Source organism: Agriterribacter sp., from assembly GCF_035445465.1.
Classification (GTDB): Bacteria; Bacteroidota; Bacteroidia; order Chitinophagales; family Chitinophagaceae; genus Agriterribacter.
On the sequence record NZ_DAOMQT010000006.1, the window covers coordinates 14,572 to 30,398 of the forward strand.

12 protein-coding genes are annotated in these 15,827 nt (G+C 45.7%); 4 read left to right on the forward strand and 8 right to left on the reverse strand.

The annotated features are described in order from the left end of the window. Positions 1–111: 111 nt before the first annotated feature. The 3 genes from PLE34_RS04850 to PLE34_RS04860 all read left to right on the forward strand — a co-directional run bounded on the left by PLE34_RS04850 (position 112) and on the right by PLE34_RS04860 (position 4,169). Entirely contained in the window at positions 112–945 is an 834-nt protein-coding gene (locus PLE34_RS04850) for a transketolase (RefSeq protein WP_324554658.1), read from the forward strand. Between the two features lie 429 nt (positions 946–1,374). Beyond that, positions 1,375–3,387 (forward strand): beta-L-arabinofuranosidase domain-containing protein, encoded by a 2,013-nt coding sequence (locus tag PLE34_RS04855; RefSeq protein WP_324554659.1) that lies wholly within the window; start codon positions 1,375–1,377, stop codon positions 3,385–3,387. Positions 3,388–3,581: 194 nt separating this feature from the next. Then, positions 3,582–4,169, forward strand: a complete 588-nt coding sequence (locus tag PLE34_RS04860; RefSeq protein ID WP_324554660.1) for an RNA polymerase sigma-70 factor — start codon at positions 3,582–3,584, stop codon at positions 4,167–4,169. Positions 4,170–4,282: 113 nt separating this feature from the next. Here PLE34_RS04860 and PLE34_RS04865 read toward each other — a convergent pair whose 3' ends face one another. The 5 genes from PLE34_RS04865 to PLE34_RS04885 all read right to left on the reverse strand — a co-directional run bounded on the left by PLE34_RS04865 (position 4,283) and on the right by PLE34_RS04885 (position 9,996). Beyond that, positions 4,283–5,092, reverse strand: coding sequence for an SDR family NAD(P)-dependent oxidoreductase (locus tag PLE34_RS04865; protein ID WP_324554661.1), 810 nt, complete (start codon positions 5,090–5,092; stop codon positions 4,283–4,285). Positions 5,093–5,309: 217 nt separating this feature from the next. Next, positions 5,310–6,335 carry a zinc-binding dehydrogenase gene (locus tag PLE34_RS04870; protein ID WP_324554662.1) on the reverse strand — a complete coding sequence of 342 codons (1,026 nt, stop codon included), beginning with the start codon at positions 6,333–6,335 and terminating at the stop codon, positions 5,310–5,312. A gap of 154 nt (positions 6,336–6,489) precedes the next feature. Beyond that, positions 6,490–7,182, reverse strand: coding sequence for an orotidine 5'-phosphate decarboxylase / HUMPS family protein (locus tag PLE34_RS04875; protein ID WP_324554663.1), 693 nt, complete (start codon positions 7,180–7,182; stop codon positions 6,490–6,492). A 115-nt stretch (positions 7,183–7,297) separates the two neighbouring features. Continuing rightward, on the reverse strand, positions 7,298–8,518 hold the full coding sequence (locus tag PLE34_RS04880; protein ID WP_324554664.1) for a TCR/Tet family MFS transporter: 1,221 nt from the start codon (positions 8,516–8,518) through the stop codon (positions 7,298–7,300). A gap of 176 nt (positions 8,519–8,694) precedes the next feature. Next, the gene (locus PLE34_RS04885; RefSeq protein ID WP_324554665.1) at positions 8,695–9,996 is read right to left on the reverse strand and encodes an amidohydrolase; all 1,302 of its coding nucleotides are present in this window, start codon (positions 9,994–9,996) and stop codon (positions 8,695–8,697) included. 77 nt (positions 9,997–10,073) lie between these two features. Between PLE34_RS04885 and PLE34_RS04890 the strand changes: the two genes are divergently transcribed. After that, complete coding sequence (locus tag PLE34_RS04890) at positions 10,074–11,183, forward strand: acyl-CoA dehydrogenase family protein (RefSeq protein WP_324554666.1); 1,110 nt, start codon at positions 10,074–10,076, stop codon at positions 11,181–11,183. Positions 11,184–11,390: 207 nt separating this feature from the next. Here PLE34_RS04890 and PLE34_RS04895 read toward each other — a convergent pair whose 3' ends face one another. The 3 genes from PLE34_RS04895 to PLE34_RS04905 form a co-directional block, all read right to left on the reverse strand. Further along, a complete protein-coding gene (locus PLE34_RS04895; RefSeq protein ID WP_324554667.1) occupies positions 11,391–12,251 on the reverse strand; it encodes a glycerophosphodiester phosphodiesterase family protein in 861 nt (286 codons plus the stop codon). A gap of 505 nt (positions 12,252–12,756) precedes the next feature. After that, positions 12,757–14,415, reverse strand: coding sequence for an alkaline phosphatase PafA (gene pafA, locus PLE34_RS04900; RefSeq protein WP_324554668.1), 1,659 nt, complete (start codon positions 14,413–14,415; stop codon positions 12,757–12,759). Between the two features lie 111 nt (positions 14,416–14,526). After that, entirely contained in the window at positions 14,527–15,810 is a 1,284-nt protein-coding gene (locus PLE34_RS04905) for a purple acid phosphatase family protein (RefSeq protein WP_324554669.1), read from the reverse strand. Between the last annotated feature and the right edge of the window lie 17 nt (positions 15,811–15,827).

The following is a 15,827-nucleotide window of genomic DNA, read 5'->3' on the forward strand; positions in this document are numbered from 1 at the left end:
TGTAATCTGTTAGTATTGGGAAATAAAACAATATTTCTCAAAAAATTTAATCATATCCACTTATATCCAACAGTTTATTTAGCTTTGGCACCATTTTAAAAGCGAAAAATTATGCCAGAATTAAAAGACATCGCCATCCAGATCAGAAGAGACATTGTAAGAATGGTACATGCCTGCCAGAGCGGTCACCCGGGAGGATCCTTAGGATGTGCCGACTTTTTTACCGCACTTTATTTTGATATAATGAAACACGACCCTTCTTTTAATATGGATGGCAAGGGTGAAGACCTGTTTTTTCTTTCCAACGGCCACATCTCACCTGTGTTTTACGCCACGCTTGCCAGGTCGGGCTATTTTCCGCTTGAGGAACTGTCTACTTTCCGCAAAATAAATTCAAGGCTTCAGGGACATCCCGCCACGCACGAACATTTGCCTGGCATAAGAGTAGCCTCCGGATCATTAGGTCAGGGTATGAGTGTGGCCATAGGAGCGGCACTGGCTAAAAAGCTGAACAAAGACGATAAGCTGGTATTTTCCCTGCATGGAGATGGTGAATTAGACGAGGGACAGAACTGGGAAGCTATTATGTTTGCCGCCCATAATAAAGTAGATAATCTCATTGCTACCATAGACTGGAATGGTCAGCAAATTGACGGCCCAACAAAAAAAGTAATGGATCTCGGTGATATCAGTAAAAAATTTGAAGTTTTTGGATGGACAACCCTCCAGACTAATGGTAATGATATGGATGACCTGATTACTGTTTTAAATAAAGCAAAAACACTGGTGGGGAAAGGTAAACCCATTGCCATAATGATGCACACGATTATGGGAAAAGGGGTTGATTTTATGGAAGGCACCCATGAGTGGCACGGTATTGCCCCCAACGATGAGCAATTGCAAAAAGCGCTGGCACAGCTACCGGAAACTTTGGGAGATTATTGAGGGGGAAGGTGTGAGGTATAAGGTATAAGGTATAAGGTATTGCTGCTGCTTGCGACTTCTTCGGATTTTGGTTCTTAAACGTTATAGCTAGACCTTAAACTGATTTGAATATTGCATAATATTTTAAAAGGTCGAAGTAATCTCACAGTGGCGGAAGCGGATTTTTTGATTTGTTGTTTCTCGTTTGTAGTTTACCGTTGCATTTCGCTTCGGATTTTGCTTGTCATTGGCAGGCACGAACCATCTGTATCTATTTGTTCTTGTTATTTGTGTTTTGGCACTTTGTATTTTCATCGAATTTCGGATTTAAGGCTTCGGGCTTTTATAATTTATTTGGTTCTTGTTATTTGGTTTCTTGGTTCTTTGTATTCCTTTCTTTGTATTGCTCATAGCTGATCGCTGACAGCCTCTATTCAAAACAATTGCCGTATGAAAAAAATCTTCCTGCCATTCCTTTTTATAAGTTTCGTGCTTCATGCTGCCGGGCAGGGAAACAAAAAAAACTATATTCATAACCGTGCGCCACTCCGGCAAAACCCTTATATAGAACTTCCCTTAGGAGCAATAAAGCCGGAGGGATGGTTAAAGGAAATGCTGATCAGGCAAAAAAACGGGGCAACAGGTCAGCTCGATTCCCTTTATCCCTTAGTAATGAACCACAGGAATGGCTGGCTGGGTGGCGATGGAGATCAGTGGGAACGCGGACCATACTGGATAGATGGTCTTTTACCCCTTGCCTATATTTTAGAAGATAAAGCGCTGATAGCAAAAACAAAACCCTGGATTGAATGGGCTATAAACAGTCAGCAGCCCGATGGCTATTTCGGACCTTCCAAAGATTACAGTCATGAACCGGGACTGCAAAGAGATAATAGCCGCGACTGGTGGCCAAAAATGGTGATGCTGAAAGTGCTGAAACAGTATTACAGCGCAACCGGCGATCAACGCGTTGTTCAGCTCATGACCAATTATTTCAGGTATCAGTTAAAGGAACTCCCTCAAAAGCCACTGGATCACTGGACCTTTTGGGCGCGTTACCGGGGAGGAGACAACCTGATGATCGTTTACTGGCTTTATAATATAACAGGCGATAGCTTCCTGCTTGAATTAGGCGACCTGCTGCATACGCAAACCTTTGATTATACGAACGCATTCCTGCATACAGATATGCTGTCTGATCCCGGGAGCATTCATTGTGTAAACCTGGCGCAGGGAATAAAAGCGCCGCTGATTTATTATCAGCATCATCCCGAACAAAAATATGCAGATGCAACAGAAAAAGGTTTTGCAGATATACGGAAATATAACGGGATGGCGCACGGCCTTTATGGGGGCGACGAAGCTTTGCACGGTAACAATCCCACGCAGGGATCAGAACTATGTACTGCCGTTGAAATGATGTTCAGCCTCGAAAAAATACTCGGTATTACCGGGGAAGCACACTACGCGGATCACTTAGAGAAAATAGCCTTTAATGCTTTACCTGCCCAGATATCGGATGATTTTATGAGCAGGCAGTATTTTCAGCAGGCTAACCAGGTTATGATAACAAGACACATCCGAAATTTTGATGTGAATCATGGCGGAACAGATTTGTGCTATGGATTGCTTACCGGATATCCCTGCTGTACATCGAATATGCACCAGGGTTGGCCAAAGTTCACCCAAAACCTGTGGTATGCAACGCCCGACGGCGGACTTGCCGCCCTCGTGTATTCACCAAGCGCTGTAAAAGCCTCTGTTTCGGGCGGAACAGCCGTATCTGTTAATGAGGAAACGAATTACCCGTTCGGGGAGTCTGTTACCTTTACACTGCATATTGATAACAAAAGCAAATCTGCCTCCTTTCCTTTTCATTTGCGCATACCGGCATGGTGCAAAAAAGGCAGCATAAAAATTAACGGTACAACATGGGAGGAGCCCGGTGGCAACCAGGTTATTAAAATTAACCGTGAATGGAAGTCGGGCGACATTGTTGAACTAATATTACCGATGCATATTTTCAAAAACACCTGGCATGAAAATTCGGTTTCCATAGAACGCGGGCCAATTGTATACGCATTAAAAATAGGCGAAGAAGCCAGGGAGATCAAAAATGATAAGGACCCGGTTGCCTATGGAAGCCGTTATCATGAAGTGCGGCCAACAACCCCGTGGAATTACGGGCTAAGCGATATAGCCCGCAATAAGCTGGATGAACATTATACGTTTGAAAAAAAGAAAGACGTTTCCGGCTTTCCCTGGAACGCGGATAGTGTTCCTGTTTATATTGCAACCAAAGCAAGGCGCATACCATCGTGGCAACTGTACAACGAGATGGCCGGTCCTATTCCTTATAGCAATACTTACGGGCTGGAGACCGCGAAGGAAGAAGAAATTATTTTAATACCTTATGGGGCTACAAGGTTAAGGATATCCCAGTTTCCGGTGATTGGAAGGTAACGGCATTACGCTTTCTTTCAATAATCAAAATCTTTTCTCCTTTATGAATGGTTTACGTTCAGCTTTAAATAAATGCGCAAACGATTGCTATAAGGGAAAACAGGAGTTGAATGTGCGATAAGGAAAACGATGTTATGTTTTTTAGAAAAAATAGCAATAACTTCATCAGTCCAATAAGTCCTAAACTATCTGTAATGACCGGAAAAGAGATATTTGCACTACAGGAACAGGTTGCTTTTTTTAATGATCAACAAGCTTTCAGGCAGTTGTTCCGCCATTATTATACCGGGCTTTTCCAGTTTGCAGCTTCTATAGTGAAAGTAAAAGAAGTAGCTGAAGAGATAGTAGAAGACGTTTTCGTTAAGATCTGGAATAAGCGCTCCACCATCAACAATATTTCCAACCTCCGCGTATACCTCTACGTTTCCGTCAAAAATCAATGCCTGAATTATATTAACCGGCAGGGTGATGCCTGCGTTATGGATCTGAACCAGCTCGACGTAATATGCAGCGAACTGGTGCCTAATCCTGAAGACTTAATGGTTGCTTCTGAGCTTTTGCAATTAGCAAACAAGGCTATTCATGAGTTACCACCCCGGTGCCGGATCGTATATAAGCTTGTTAAGGAAGATGGACTTACCTATAAAGAAGTTGCCGAAGTGCTGAATATTTCTCCCCGTACCGTAGAAAATCATATTGCCGTGGCAGTTAGAAAAATTGCCGCATCGCTTAATATTGATTTCTCCGCTTATCATAAAACTGCTTCGCTTTTATCCAAATAATGAATGTAGCATTTCAGCTCTTCGGATTTTGAAACTTATCCGCTACAGCGTACAGGCCTGCCTGCCGGCAGGCAAGTTTGGTTCTTGGCATTTGCTTCCTGGTATTTTGTATTTCACCCGGATTTAGTATTCACCGGTATGGTAGAAGTGTCTTTGGGCGGATTGCGGCCAATAAAAGGATATTGTTCCAGCGTCATGATCTGCCCGCTTATGGGGCCGCACTCATCGGCTAACCAGTATACAGCGGCAGCGGCTATTTCCGCCGGCCAAATAATGCGCCCCGCCGGTGCATATACGTTGGGCAGGTCTTTATACCAGTCGTCTGCCAGCCCGTGCTCACGCTTACGGATAGCCTCATTTTCGGTAAGCACCCACCCGGGATTGATCTGGTTCACCCTTACGCCGTCTTCCCTGAAAAGCGTATCGCCCAGGTTTTGGGTGAGTGTCATTAAACCACCTTTTGATATACTGTATGCCATCAAATTGGGCTCACCGCTAAAGGCGTTTACCGATCCGATATTGAGCACACAGCCGCTTTGTTTGCGAAGATGCGGCAATGCGGCTTTTATTAATGCAAAAGGAGCAATGGTATTGACCTCTAATATTTTTCTCAAAAAATCAAGATCGGTGGTATGTATATTGGAAGAAGCCACAATAGCCGCGTTATTGACCACGGCATCTAATTGTCCATACGTATTAACAGCCATATCCACCAGCCGCTGCGGCGCACCTTCATTGCTGATGTCTTCTATAAGCAGCACCGCTTTATCTTTTCCCAACTCTGCCACAACCGCTTCGCCCCATTCTTTTTCCAACCCGTGAATTACCACACGGGCGCCTTCCGCCACGCAGCGTTGCGCAATGGCTTTTCCAATACCCGTGCAACTTCCGGTGATGATGATTACTTTGTTTTGTAAACGCATTGGAAGAATAGTTTATAGTTTATGGTTAGTGGTTTATGGTTCTTTATACCCCAGGCTTCAAAGCTAATAGCTAACGGGAAGGATAGTTTATGGTTTGTTGTTTACAGTTTATGGTTCTTTACACTCCAGGCTTCCAAACCAATAGCCGGCAGGAGGAAAAGCGTATGGTTTAGTATTGCTGTTAACTACAAATAATAAACCATAAACTACAAACTGGCTACACTGGTTTCAACACGCTCTTCACCACCTCTCCTTTATGCATTTTTTCAAATGCCTCGTGCCATTCGGTTACGGGCCATACGCCGCCGATAATGGGCTTTACATCCAATTGTCCGCTTGCCAGCAGGGCGATCACTCTTTCCCATATTGGCCAGTTATGACTGAAGCTGCCCTGCAGGGTTACATTTTTTTGTACAAGTTGGTCAAGGGAAAAGCCTAACGGCTGTGGTCCCCAGCCTACTTTTGCAATATGTCCTTTAGGCCGCACCAGTTGCATGGCCATTTTTAAAGTAATGCTTGCGCCTGCCGCATCTATAATACAGTCTGCACCCAGGCCATCCCTTTGCGTGGCCCAGGGCATGGCATCACCTATAATGGTTTCACAGCCATACTGCTTTGCAATATCCAGGCGGTGCTTATCGGCTTCCAAACCCACAATGGCCACTTCTGCGCCACAAAGCCGTGCCATTGCGGCACAAAGGATACCAATGGTTCCGGGTCCAAGTACAATTACCCTGTCGCCGGGCTTCAGCCTGCTGTTTTCCACCACGGCGTTAAATGCCACGCAACAGGGCTCCGTTAAACAGGCCTGCTCAAACACCAACTGGTCGGGCACACGGTGCAGGCAACGGGCAGGCACACGTACATACTTCGTCATGGCGCCATTTACACCATAGCCAAAGCCTTTGCGTGAAGGATCCAAATTATATAAACCGCTCCTGGTCATAGCGCTGTTGGGATCTATTACCGCCGCGGTTTCGCTTACCACGCGGTCGCCTTCCTTCCAGCCCGTTACCCGACTTCCTAATGCAATAATATGACCGCCAAATTCATGCCCCAGCACTACGGGGTAATTTACATGCCAGCTGTGGTCCGCTGTCCACTGGTGCAGGTCGCTGCCGCAAACGCCTACGTTTACTACTTCTAATAATACATCTTCCTCGCCGATCTCCGGCTTATCTATTTCACGGATCTCAACCGATCCTTTTTCGGGGGCATAGTTAACTACCGCTGCTGATTTCATATGATGATTTGATATTTATAATTTTAGATTTGATATTTCAAACCCGGTAATGTTGTTAATAGGTTGCAGGTGTGAGGTATGAGGTGTGAGCTTTTTGGCAATCCTTAAACGACAAGCCACCAACCGCTACGGATCCCATCTCAAATCTTAAATCTCAAATTTCCCCATACGCATGTATCTTTTCGCAGATCAGGCGAAGAGAACTTTCCAGGTCGCCGTCTGCGGTTTTGAACGCATCGGCATCAATGGTAAGCGGGGCGCCCAGCACTACTAACGGTGCACCGTATGCGGGGCACTGAATGGCCTGCTCCAGGCTCAGTCCGCCTACGGCCTGCACCGGGATGCTTACCGCCTGCACCACTTCCTTTAGCTGATCCAGCGGGCTGGGCATGCGTTTACCCTGCGCCGCTATGCCCCGTCTTTCGTCGTAACCAATATGATGAATAACATAATCGCAGCCGAGATCTTCCAGCCATTTGGCGGCAGCCACCATATCGGGACAGCCCAGATTATCACCCATTACTTTGGCGCCAAAATCTCTCCCGGCCTGCACCACGCATTTAATGGTTTCTTCATGCGCTCTTGCCATTACCACCACATGGGTGGCACCGGCTTTGGCCATCATTTCCGCTTCAAGATAACCGCCGTCCATGGTTTTTAAATCGGCTACAATGGGAATGCCGGGGAAAGCTTCGCGTAATTTTCGAACGCCGTGCAGTCCTTCTGCAAGGATCAGTGGCGTGCCCGCTTCCAGCCAGTCTACCCCTGCACGCATGGCAAGGGCAGCGGTTTCAAGGGCTTCATCAATATTGGTAAGGTCTAAAGAAATCTGAACTATGGGTTTCATGCTATATTGTTTAATACCATCTTTTAATATGCTTCCAAAAGTAGGGCATTTTTAAAGAGTTTATTTTGATGAATATATACTCAACAATAATTTTTGATTTTGCCACAGGAGCTGTTTATGCCATTGCTTTTTCTGTTCTGAACATGCGGTAAGCCAGTATTGTGCTTCCCAGCATTAATACGGCGCCTAAAAGAAAAGGCGCCCCGGGAAAATACACCGGCGCGTCCTGTTTGGTGAAATAAGCAAAGAGGTTGGTCATAACCGGGGGACCAATAATGGTAGTTGCGCTCATAAGACTGGTTAAAGCGCCCTGCAGTTCGCCCTGCTCATTGGATGGCACATGGTTCGAAATAACAGCCTGCAAAGCCGGCCCGCAAATGCCACCAAGGCAGTATGGAATTAAAAAGGCAAACATCATCCAGCCCTGCGACGCAAAAGCGAATAACACCAGGCCAAGTGTGTAAAATGCCAGTCCTACGTGAATACTCTTTTCGTTGCCCAGCTTCGGATTAACAATACGGATCAATCCTCCCTGCACCAATCCTACGAGCAATCCTACCACGCCAAGCGAAATACCCACCATTCTTTCATCCCACTTAAATTTCTCCATATTAAAAAAAGCCCAGGTGCTTTGCACGGAATGTGCTGCTATATAGATCAGCATTAATGAAATGATCAGTCCGCGCAGCGCGGGATATTTTCGCAGATGCATCAGTGAGCCCATCGGGTTAGCCCGCTTCCAGCTAAAGCTCCGGCGGTTGGCTTTACTGAGCGATTCAGGCAGCACAAAATAACCATACAGCCAGTTCAGCAGCGATATAACAGCAGCAGCAATAAAAGGAACACGCGACCCCAAACTACCCAGGAGACCGCCTATTACCGGGCCGATGATAAAGCCCAGACCGAACGCAGCGCCAATCATTCCAAAATTTTTGGCCCTGTCGGCCGGGGCACTGATGTCGGCGATATAGGCAGACGCAGTGGTGAAGCTGGCGCCCGTAATGCCGGCGATGATCCTTCCCACAAACAGCCACCCGATAGTAGGTGCAAGAGCGATAAGGATATAATCTATTCCAAAGCCAAAAAGGGAGAACAGCAATACCGGCCGTCTTCCGTATTTATCACTGAGGTTGCCCAAAATGGGGGCGCATAAAAACTGCATGAAGGCAAAAGCGAAAGTGAGCCAGCCGCCCCAGCGCGATGCGGCACTCAAATCGCCCTGGATCAGCTCTTCAATGAGGGCGGGCATTACCGGTATAATAATGCCAAACCCAATAACATCCAGCAGCAGCGTAATGAATATAAAACCCAGGGCTGCTTTTTTTGAGAGAGGCATATTTAATTTGAAAATGTGAGGATTTGAAAATTTGAAAATGCCTGCCCCTGTCCGTACCGTCCCCGGGGCGATCGACTGAATAGGCGAGTGAAAATTAAAGAGGATTAGAGGATGATAAAATTTTAGTGTCTGGAGGCTAACAGCTGAGATCTGAGACCTGAAACCTCATACCTCCCCTACTTCCCTTTCACTCTTCCATAATCCATCACTATATTACAAAATGCTTTCACACCTGTATCCAGCCTGCTGTCGTCTATATAAAAATCGGGCGTATGGTGAGGCGCGGCCTTTTTCGGATCCTGTTCTGCAGGCATCCCTCCCAGGAAGAAAAAGAAGGCCGGCGCTTTATCGCCGAAAAAAGAAAAATCTTCCGCACCTGTTGTCCATTCGGTTTCATATACCTTTTCTTTTCCCGCGGCGGCTTCTAAAGAAGGAAGCATCAGCTTCACCAAAGCAGGGTTGTTGTATGTTACTTTTGTTTTGGTATCAATGGTTACTTCCGCCGTGGCGCCGCCGGCAGCGGCAATATGATTAACGGTGTTGCGTATTCTTTCATGCACATCCTTATGCATATCCTCATCCAGCGTTCTGATCGTTCCCTCCATAATGAGCTCCTCGGGAATGATGTTGCTCCTCACACCACTGTGTATTTTACCTACGGTAATTACCACCGGCGCTTTGGTAAGGTTTTGCTGGCGGCTTACAATGGTTTGTAAGCCCTGGATGATCTGCGATGCAATTACAATAGGGTCTACCCCGCTCCACGGCTGGGAGCCATGCGATTGTTTCCCTTTCACTTTAATGGTAAACCAGTCGCTTGCGGCCATTTCGGCGCCCGGCTTATACTTTATTTCTCCAACAGGTGTTGCCGAATTAATATGTAATCCGAAAATAGCATCCACCTTCGGGTTATCCATTACTCCCTCTTTGATCATTAAAGGCGCCCCGCCTTCCTCATCGCCGGGCGGTCCTTCTTCCGCGGGCTGGAAAATAAATTTCACGGTGCCGGCAATATCTTTTTTCATGGAGCTTAATACCGATGCCGTGCCCATTAATATGGCCATATGACTGTCGTGCCCACAGGCATGCATAACCGGTACCGTTTCTCCAAGATATTCTCCTTCCGCTTTTGAAGCGAAAGAAATATCCACTCTTTCCTTAACCGGCAGCCCGTCCATATCGGCCCTTAAAGCTATAACAGGACCAGGCTTTCCTCCTTTTAAAATACCCACCACACCGGTTCTGGCAACGCCGGTTTGTACTTCTATTCCAAGTTTTTTTAAATGCGCGGTAATGTATTCCGCTGTTTTAAATTCCCTGTTCGACAACTCAGGATATTCATGCAAATACCGCCGCCATTGAATCATTTCCGGAAGTATTGCGCCGGCTTTATCCGCAATCTGTTCTTTAAAATTTTGTCCCGAAACAGGTGCACTGGTTACTGTCAGTAGCATTACAAAAGAAAAATATTTTTTCATACGCTGCGCTTTTACATTTTTGAATGTAAGATTTTTTCATGAACCGGGTGGCAGTACCTACATTTGACGTGCTTTATATGATTACGAATAACAATCCTTCGCCGCTTTTAGCCGCGGAATCCATTACCCTGATCAGGCAGTATGCCGCAGCGGCAGAACAAACAGGGCAACTGCATCCCGAGCAACTGCAACTCATTTATGACCAAAACTGGTTTAACCTTTTTGTACCCCGTTTAATGGGCGGACTTGAAATGTCGCTACCCGAAGGGGTACGCCTGCAGGAGTGTTTGGCCCGGGCAGACGGAGGCTTTGGTTGGACGGTTACCCTTTGCAGCGGGGCAAACTGGTTTATTGGATTTATGGATAAATCCGCCGCTGCTGCTTTTTTTTCCGATAAGCAGGTATGCCTTGCCGGTAGTGGCGCGGCTACCGGAAAAGCCACGCTTACCGAAAACGGCTACACCGTGAATGGCTACTGGAAATACGCAACGGGCGCTCCGCATGCCACCGCGTTTACAGCTAACTGTGTCATTGAAAAAGACGGAGAACTGATATTGCAGGAGGATGGCTCGCCCCTTGTAAAAGCATTTATTTTCAGAAAGGAGGAAGTAGAAATACACAATACCTGGAATGCCACCGGTATGCGGGCTACCGCAAGCCATTCCTTTAGTGTAAAAGCCCTGCATATACCAAAGAACAGGTGCTTTATTATTGAGCCGGGGCATGCCTGCCTGCCGGATCTTGTTTTTCGTTTTCCTTTTCAGCTTTTTGCGGAAGTAACCATTGCCGCCAACTACTGCGGCATAGCTTTTCATTTTATGGACGAGTGTAAACCCATTTTCGAAGAAAGGATCAAACGCCATGGCTATGCCATAAAGGAAGCCTGTGAAATGCTGGAGATATTGGGACGCACCCAAAGCAAGCTGGAAGACGCCCGGCAGCTTTTTTACCGTATCCTGGAAAAGACCTGGGAAAATGGCAGCATGGAAAAGCGATGGGATACTTTAGATCTTGAAAACCTGAATGAAGCGTGCAGAACAATGGTTAAGCTGGCACGTAGTTCGGTGGATGACCTTTACCCTTACTGCGGAATGATTGCAACAGAACAAGGCTCAGGCATTAACCGGGTATGGCGCGATTTTCATACCGCAAGCCTCCACGCTGTGTTTACTTTCGGATGCGGGTAATACGATTGGGATTTGAGGGGAAATACAAAGAACCAAGAACCAAATAAGTCCAAATCCGAAGCAACAAATCTGAAATCCGAAGACACTTACCACTTGCCCCTTACTACCCACAGCTCACCGTTCACCTGCGGCCCGACGCTTCCTTCGTTGCGTACCGGCCGCCACATTTTCAAATTACCACATTTTCAAATTTTCAAATTTCACTCATCACCTGTGCAGTCCTCTTAACTTCAGGTAATCCATCAGTTCTGCATACAAATCGGTTTGTATAATATTGGTATGCCGCATTTGCAGTAAAGCATCAAATCCACTATCTTTTTCTGTTCTTTCCATTTTATCATACTTACCCAGGGCATTCATCCAAAGCCGTATGCCTTTGCCACGGATAACGCCCATTAACGAGTCGGAATAAAATTTATCATCTGCATGTATCACCGGCACTGCTATGCCCTGGTTAAATATACCATCCACGTCTTCTTTGCTATAGGCCCGCGTCATGAACTGTATTTTTTTATTCATGCGGCGCAGGGCGGGGGCATCTTTATAATCGTATAAAAAAAACAAAGCCTGCTTTTCCGTTCCTGTTTTTCTCAGCAGCCGGGCGGCAGACCTGGCCGCCCTTTTACCTTCGGCCTTATAATCAATATCGAGCATAACTTTTCCTTTCACCAGTTCAAGCACTTCTTTAAATGTGGGAATTTTTTCTGTGGTAGGTTTACCATCATGCAAAAGAAAAAGTTGCTGCAGCTCGGCATAGGTCATACCGGCAACAGGTCCTTTACCGGTAGTAGTACGGTCAACGGTTTTGTCGTGCATAATGATCATTACCCCGTCTTTCGTTTCCCTGATGTCCGTTTCAATGATATCAACCCCAAGCCGTATGGCTTCTTTCATGGCGGCAACAGAGTTTTCAGGGAAGTCGGGATGCTCCGCCCGGTGCGCAGCTACCAGTATCCTGTCGGCACGGTTATGAAAATCATTAAGAATACTGTCAAGGTTAGATTGCGCCGCAGCAACAATGGTAACCAATAGTACAGTGAACAATAATAGTATGCGTTTGTAATACATAAGGCTTAAGATATTCAAATAAAGTCTGAATTAAAAAATCCGAAATCCGAAATAATGCAAAGCATCAAAAACCAAAAATCAAGAACCAAACAAAATTCAAAATTCAACTTCATAGTAGAGAATTCAAAATAAAACCTGTCAGCCGTGGCAGATACAGATGCTTCGTTCAGCATTGACAGGCAATGGAATAGAGGTTCAGCTTTTGTACTACAGTTTAGCCAATCACTGTAGCTTGTCATGCTGCCACAGCTTGCCTACCGACAGGCATCTATCTTCGCTGCAATCATTCACTACCGCTTGTAATTTCACGATTCAGATTGCACGTTGCTTACCACGATAGACAAAATCCAAAACTGAAACCCAAAACGAAACGGACTTTCCCATGCAACCTGTAACTTGAAACCTGTACCACCGCTGACTACTGACCACTGGATATTTAATACAAAACCCGGAGCGTCAAATCCGAAATTCGAATCCAATACTCCGGGCTTTGAAACAAACAGCCTTATCTTCCTCCTGTTACTTCTGTAATAGGCTGTCCTATAGCGCCGCTGGGCATTTGTATGCGCAGCAGGGCGGCAATTGTTGGAGCGATGTCTGTCATGCCGGTTACCCTGTTGGTATAGCCGGGTTTTATTTTCCATCCCATCCATACCAGTGGAATATGTGCATCGTAAGGATACCATGTGCCATGTGTGGCGCCTTTAATGTTTCCACCTTTCCATGTGGGTTGTGGTATTACCATAAAATCACCACTGCGTTTTACATAATACCCTTTAATGAGCATTGATTTTATATGGTCGGGAATGGGGGCTGCGCCCAGCGCTTCACTTTCCAGCACATTGGCAATACCAGGCGCTTTCAATAAAATTTCTTTTATGGTACGGCCTACATCGCTGCGGCTGATCCCCTTTTTATCAAACTCCTCCCAGTTCATATACAACTGGTAATTGGCAAAGGAAAGCACAGGCTTTTCAACCCCGTATTTTTCTTTCAATCCATCTAACAATGCTTTAGAAAAATCTTTATCCTGGATAGCGCCGGAGGGCATTTTATTTTCTAAATAAAAGCCTGGAGACTCGGATACGCCATGATCGGCAGTAATGAAATAGAGGTAGTTGCCTTTACCGAATTTTTTATCTAAGTAGGTAAAAAAATCAGCCAGCTCTTTATCCAAACGAAGGTAATTATCTTCAATTTCTATAGAATTTGGTCCGTAGGTATGTCCGATGGCATCAGGACTGGAAAAGCTCACCGCTAAAAAATCAGTGAATTTTCCTCCGCCCAGGTTGTATCCTTCAATAGCCGCTTTGGCAAAATCAAAAGTAAGGGTATTACCATAAGGTGTTGTGCGTACCGCGCTGTAGTTCTTACCGATAAACTGTTTCAGATTGCGCGGAAAAACGGGTTTAGCCTCCCCGTTAGCAGTGCCCTCGTACGACTTATCATCCGCCGTGCTTAAGGTATAGGTATTGATAGGATAGAGCGTATTCCAGTCGTTCTTATAATAACTGTCTACTACTTTTTTATCATTAAAGCGTTTAGCCCATTCCGGTAGCTCTTCCATATAATAGGTGCTGGTAACAAAATTACCGTCTTTGCCATTGTACCAGAAAGCTCCGGTGGCGGCATGTCCGGCAGGTAAAATGGAAGCCCTGTCTTTAATAGCCACACCTACTGTTTTGCTCTGAAAGTTGGATGCTATGCGCAACTGGTCGGTAATAGTGGTTGACAGGTTATTACGGGGCGATTCCCCTGTTCCGCCTTCTGCTGATCCCACAAGATTAACCGACTCGTCATCTACACAACCAATCTCCTTACCCATGGAACGTTCGTACCAGCCATTACCTACTATCCCGTGTACAGCAGGTGAAGTTCCGGTATATACAGAAGCATGTCCGCAACCCGTAATAGTTGGAGAATAATCAATCAATGTGTTCTCACAGGAAAACCCTTCCCTTATCAGTCTTTTAAATCCGCCTTCCGTATAACGGTCCTGGAAACGGTATAAATAATCCCAGCGCATCTGGTCTACCATCATACCCACTACTATTTTGGGCTGCTGTGGCGTGGAAGAAGCGCTCTTTGCAGTGGTTTGTGCATGCGTTATACATACAAATGACATCATTATCAAACCGGAGAGACAGTACTTAAATTTCATCATTAGATATATTTTATTTTTACAATACAGCTTTAGCAAACAAATTAACACCATTTAACTAAAAAGAGCTGCGTTTTCTGACGCGTTCTTTTTGGATTAACCAATCATAAACAATTATTTCAGACTGATCAGCTTATTGTTTTTGCCTTTTCTTTTTACCAGGTCAAAGGCATCAAACAACTCACCCGCTACCGTATACGAGCGATACGAGAGCTTCTTTCCATTTATTGTTATCAACTGGTAGAGCTGCAGATGACCACCGCTTTTATCGGCCCATTCGGGCTTATCATCTGCATACATTTTTGACCCACTCATAGACACCACATACATCGTGGGTGATGTGCCGCTGTTATCCGGCATGGGAATTTTCTGCATCCCCCGTCCATACGCATGATCGTGTCCCTGCAATACCAGGTCTACTTTATATTTATTGAATATGGGTTGAAAATTTTCCCGCAGGTTTTTATTATCGCGGTTAGATTTTACCGAATATACCGGGTGATGAAATACCACGCATGTCCATTGGTTAGGATTATTGGATAAAATATTTTCCAGCCAGTTTATTTGCTTTTGCATCCCATCGCCGCCAAACCAGATCGCCTGCGAGTTCAGTGATATGAAGCGCACACCCTGGACATCGGTATAATAACAGGTTTCTTCTAATCCCGCGGGACCATTTTCGGGCAGTGTAAACTGCGGCCGCCATAAAGCGGTTAGCTCGTTTACGCCCTCCGCATTATCGGCATGCTCATGATTGCCCGGCGACATCATGCCGGGTATGGTGCTGTGAATAAAGCTTCCACCGTAAAATAATTCGCCCCATTCGTGATCATTACGCCCCCTGTTTACAATATCTCCCGCATACAGAATAAGCTTCGCATCCGGCATCTTTGTATACGCTTCACGAATTACGCCCGGCCAAAAAGTTCTCATGCCCATTTGCACATCTCCCATGTAAATAAAGGAAAAAGGTTCACCCGTATTTCCTGCAGTTTTTACATGAAACCATTCGCTCATGTAGTCGCCATTGCCCACACGATACATATACCGGGTTCCGGGCCGCAGACCGCTAAACACAGCCGAATGATAGCTCGCCACTATTCCGGTATGTGTTACAGATTCTGTTTTAGCCTTTACTACGGTGGCTTTTGCCGCATCGGCCGGGTTGGAAACGGCAATGATAATTTCGGCCGATCCGGCAGTAATGCTGTCGTGCGTACGCCAGTTAACCGCCAGGGATGTGGAAGGGTCCTGGGTTACATTCAATACGATCCTGTCGGGATAAGGAGACGGAGGATAAAGATTATTCTGCTGTGCCTGCGCTTTCGCGCAAATCAATATAGCCAAACAGCAAGCCACGCTGTGCTGAAAAATACGGGAATTAATTTTTAGCTGCATAATATAGGGTCAAATGA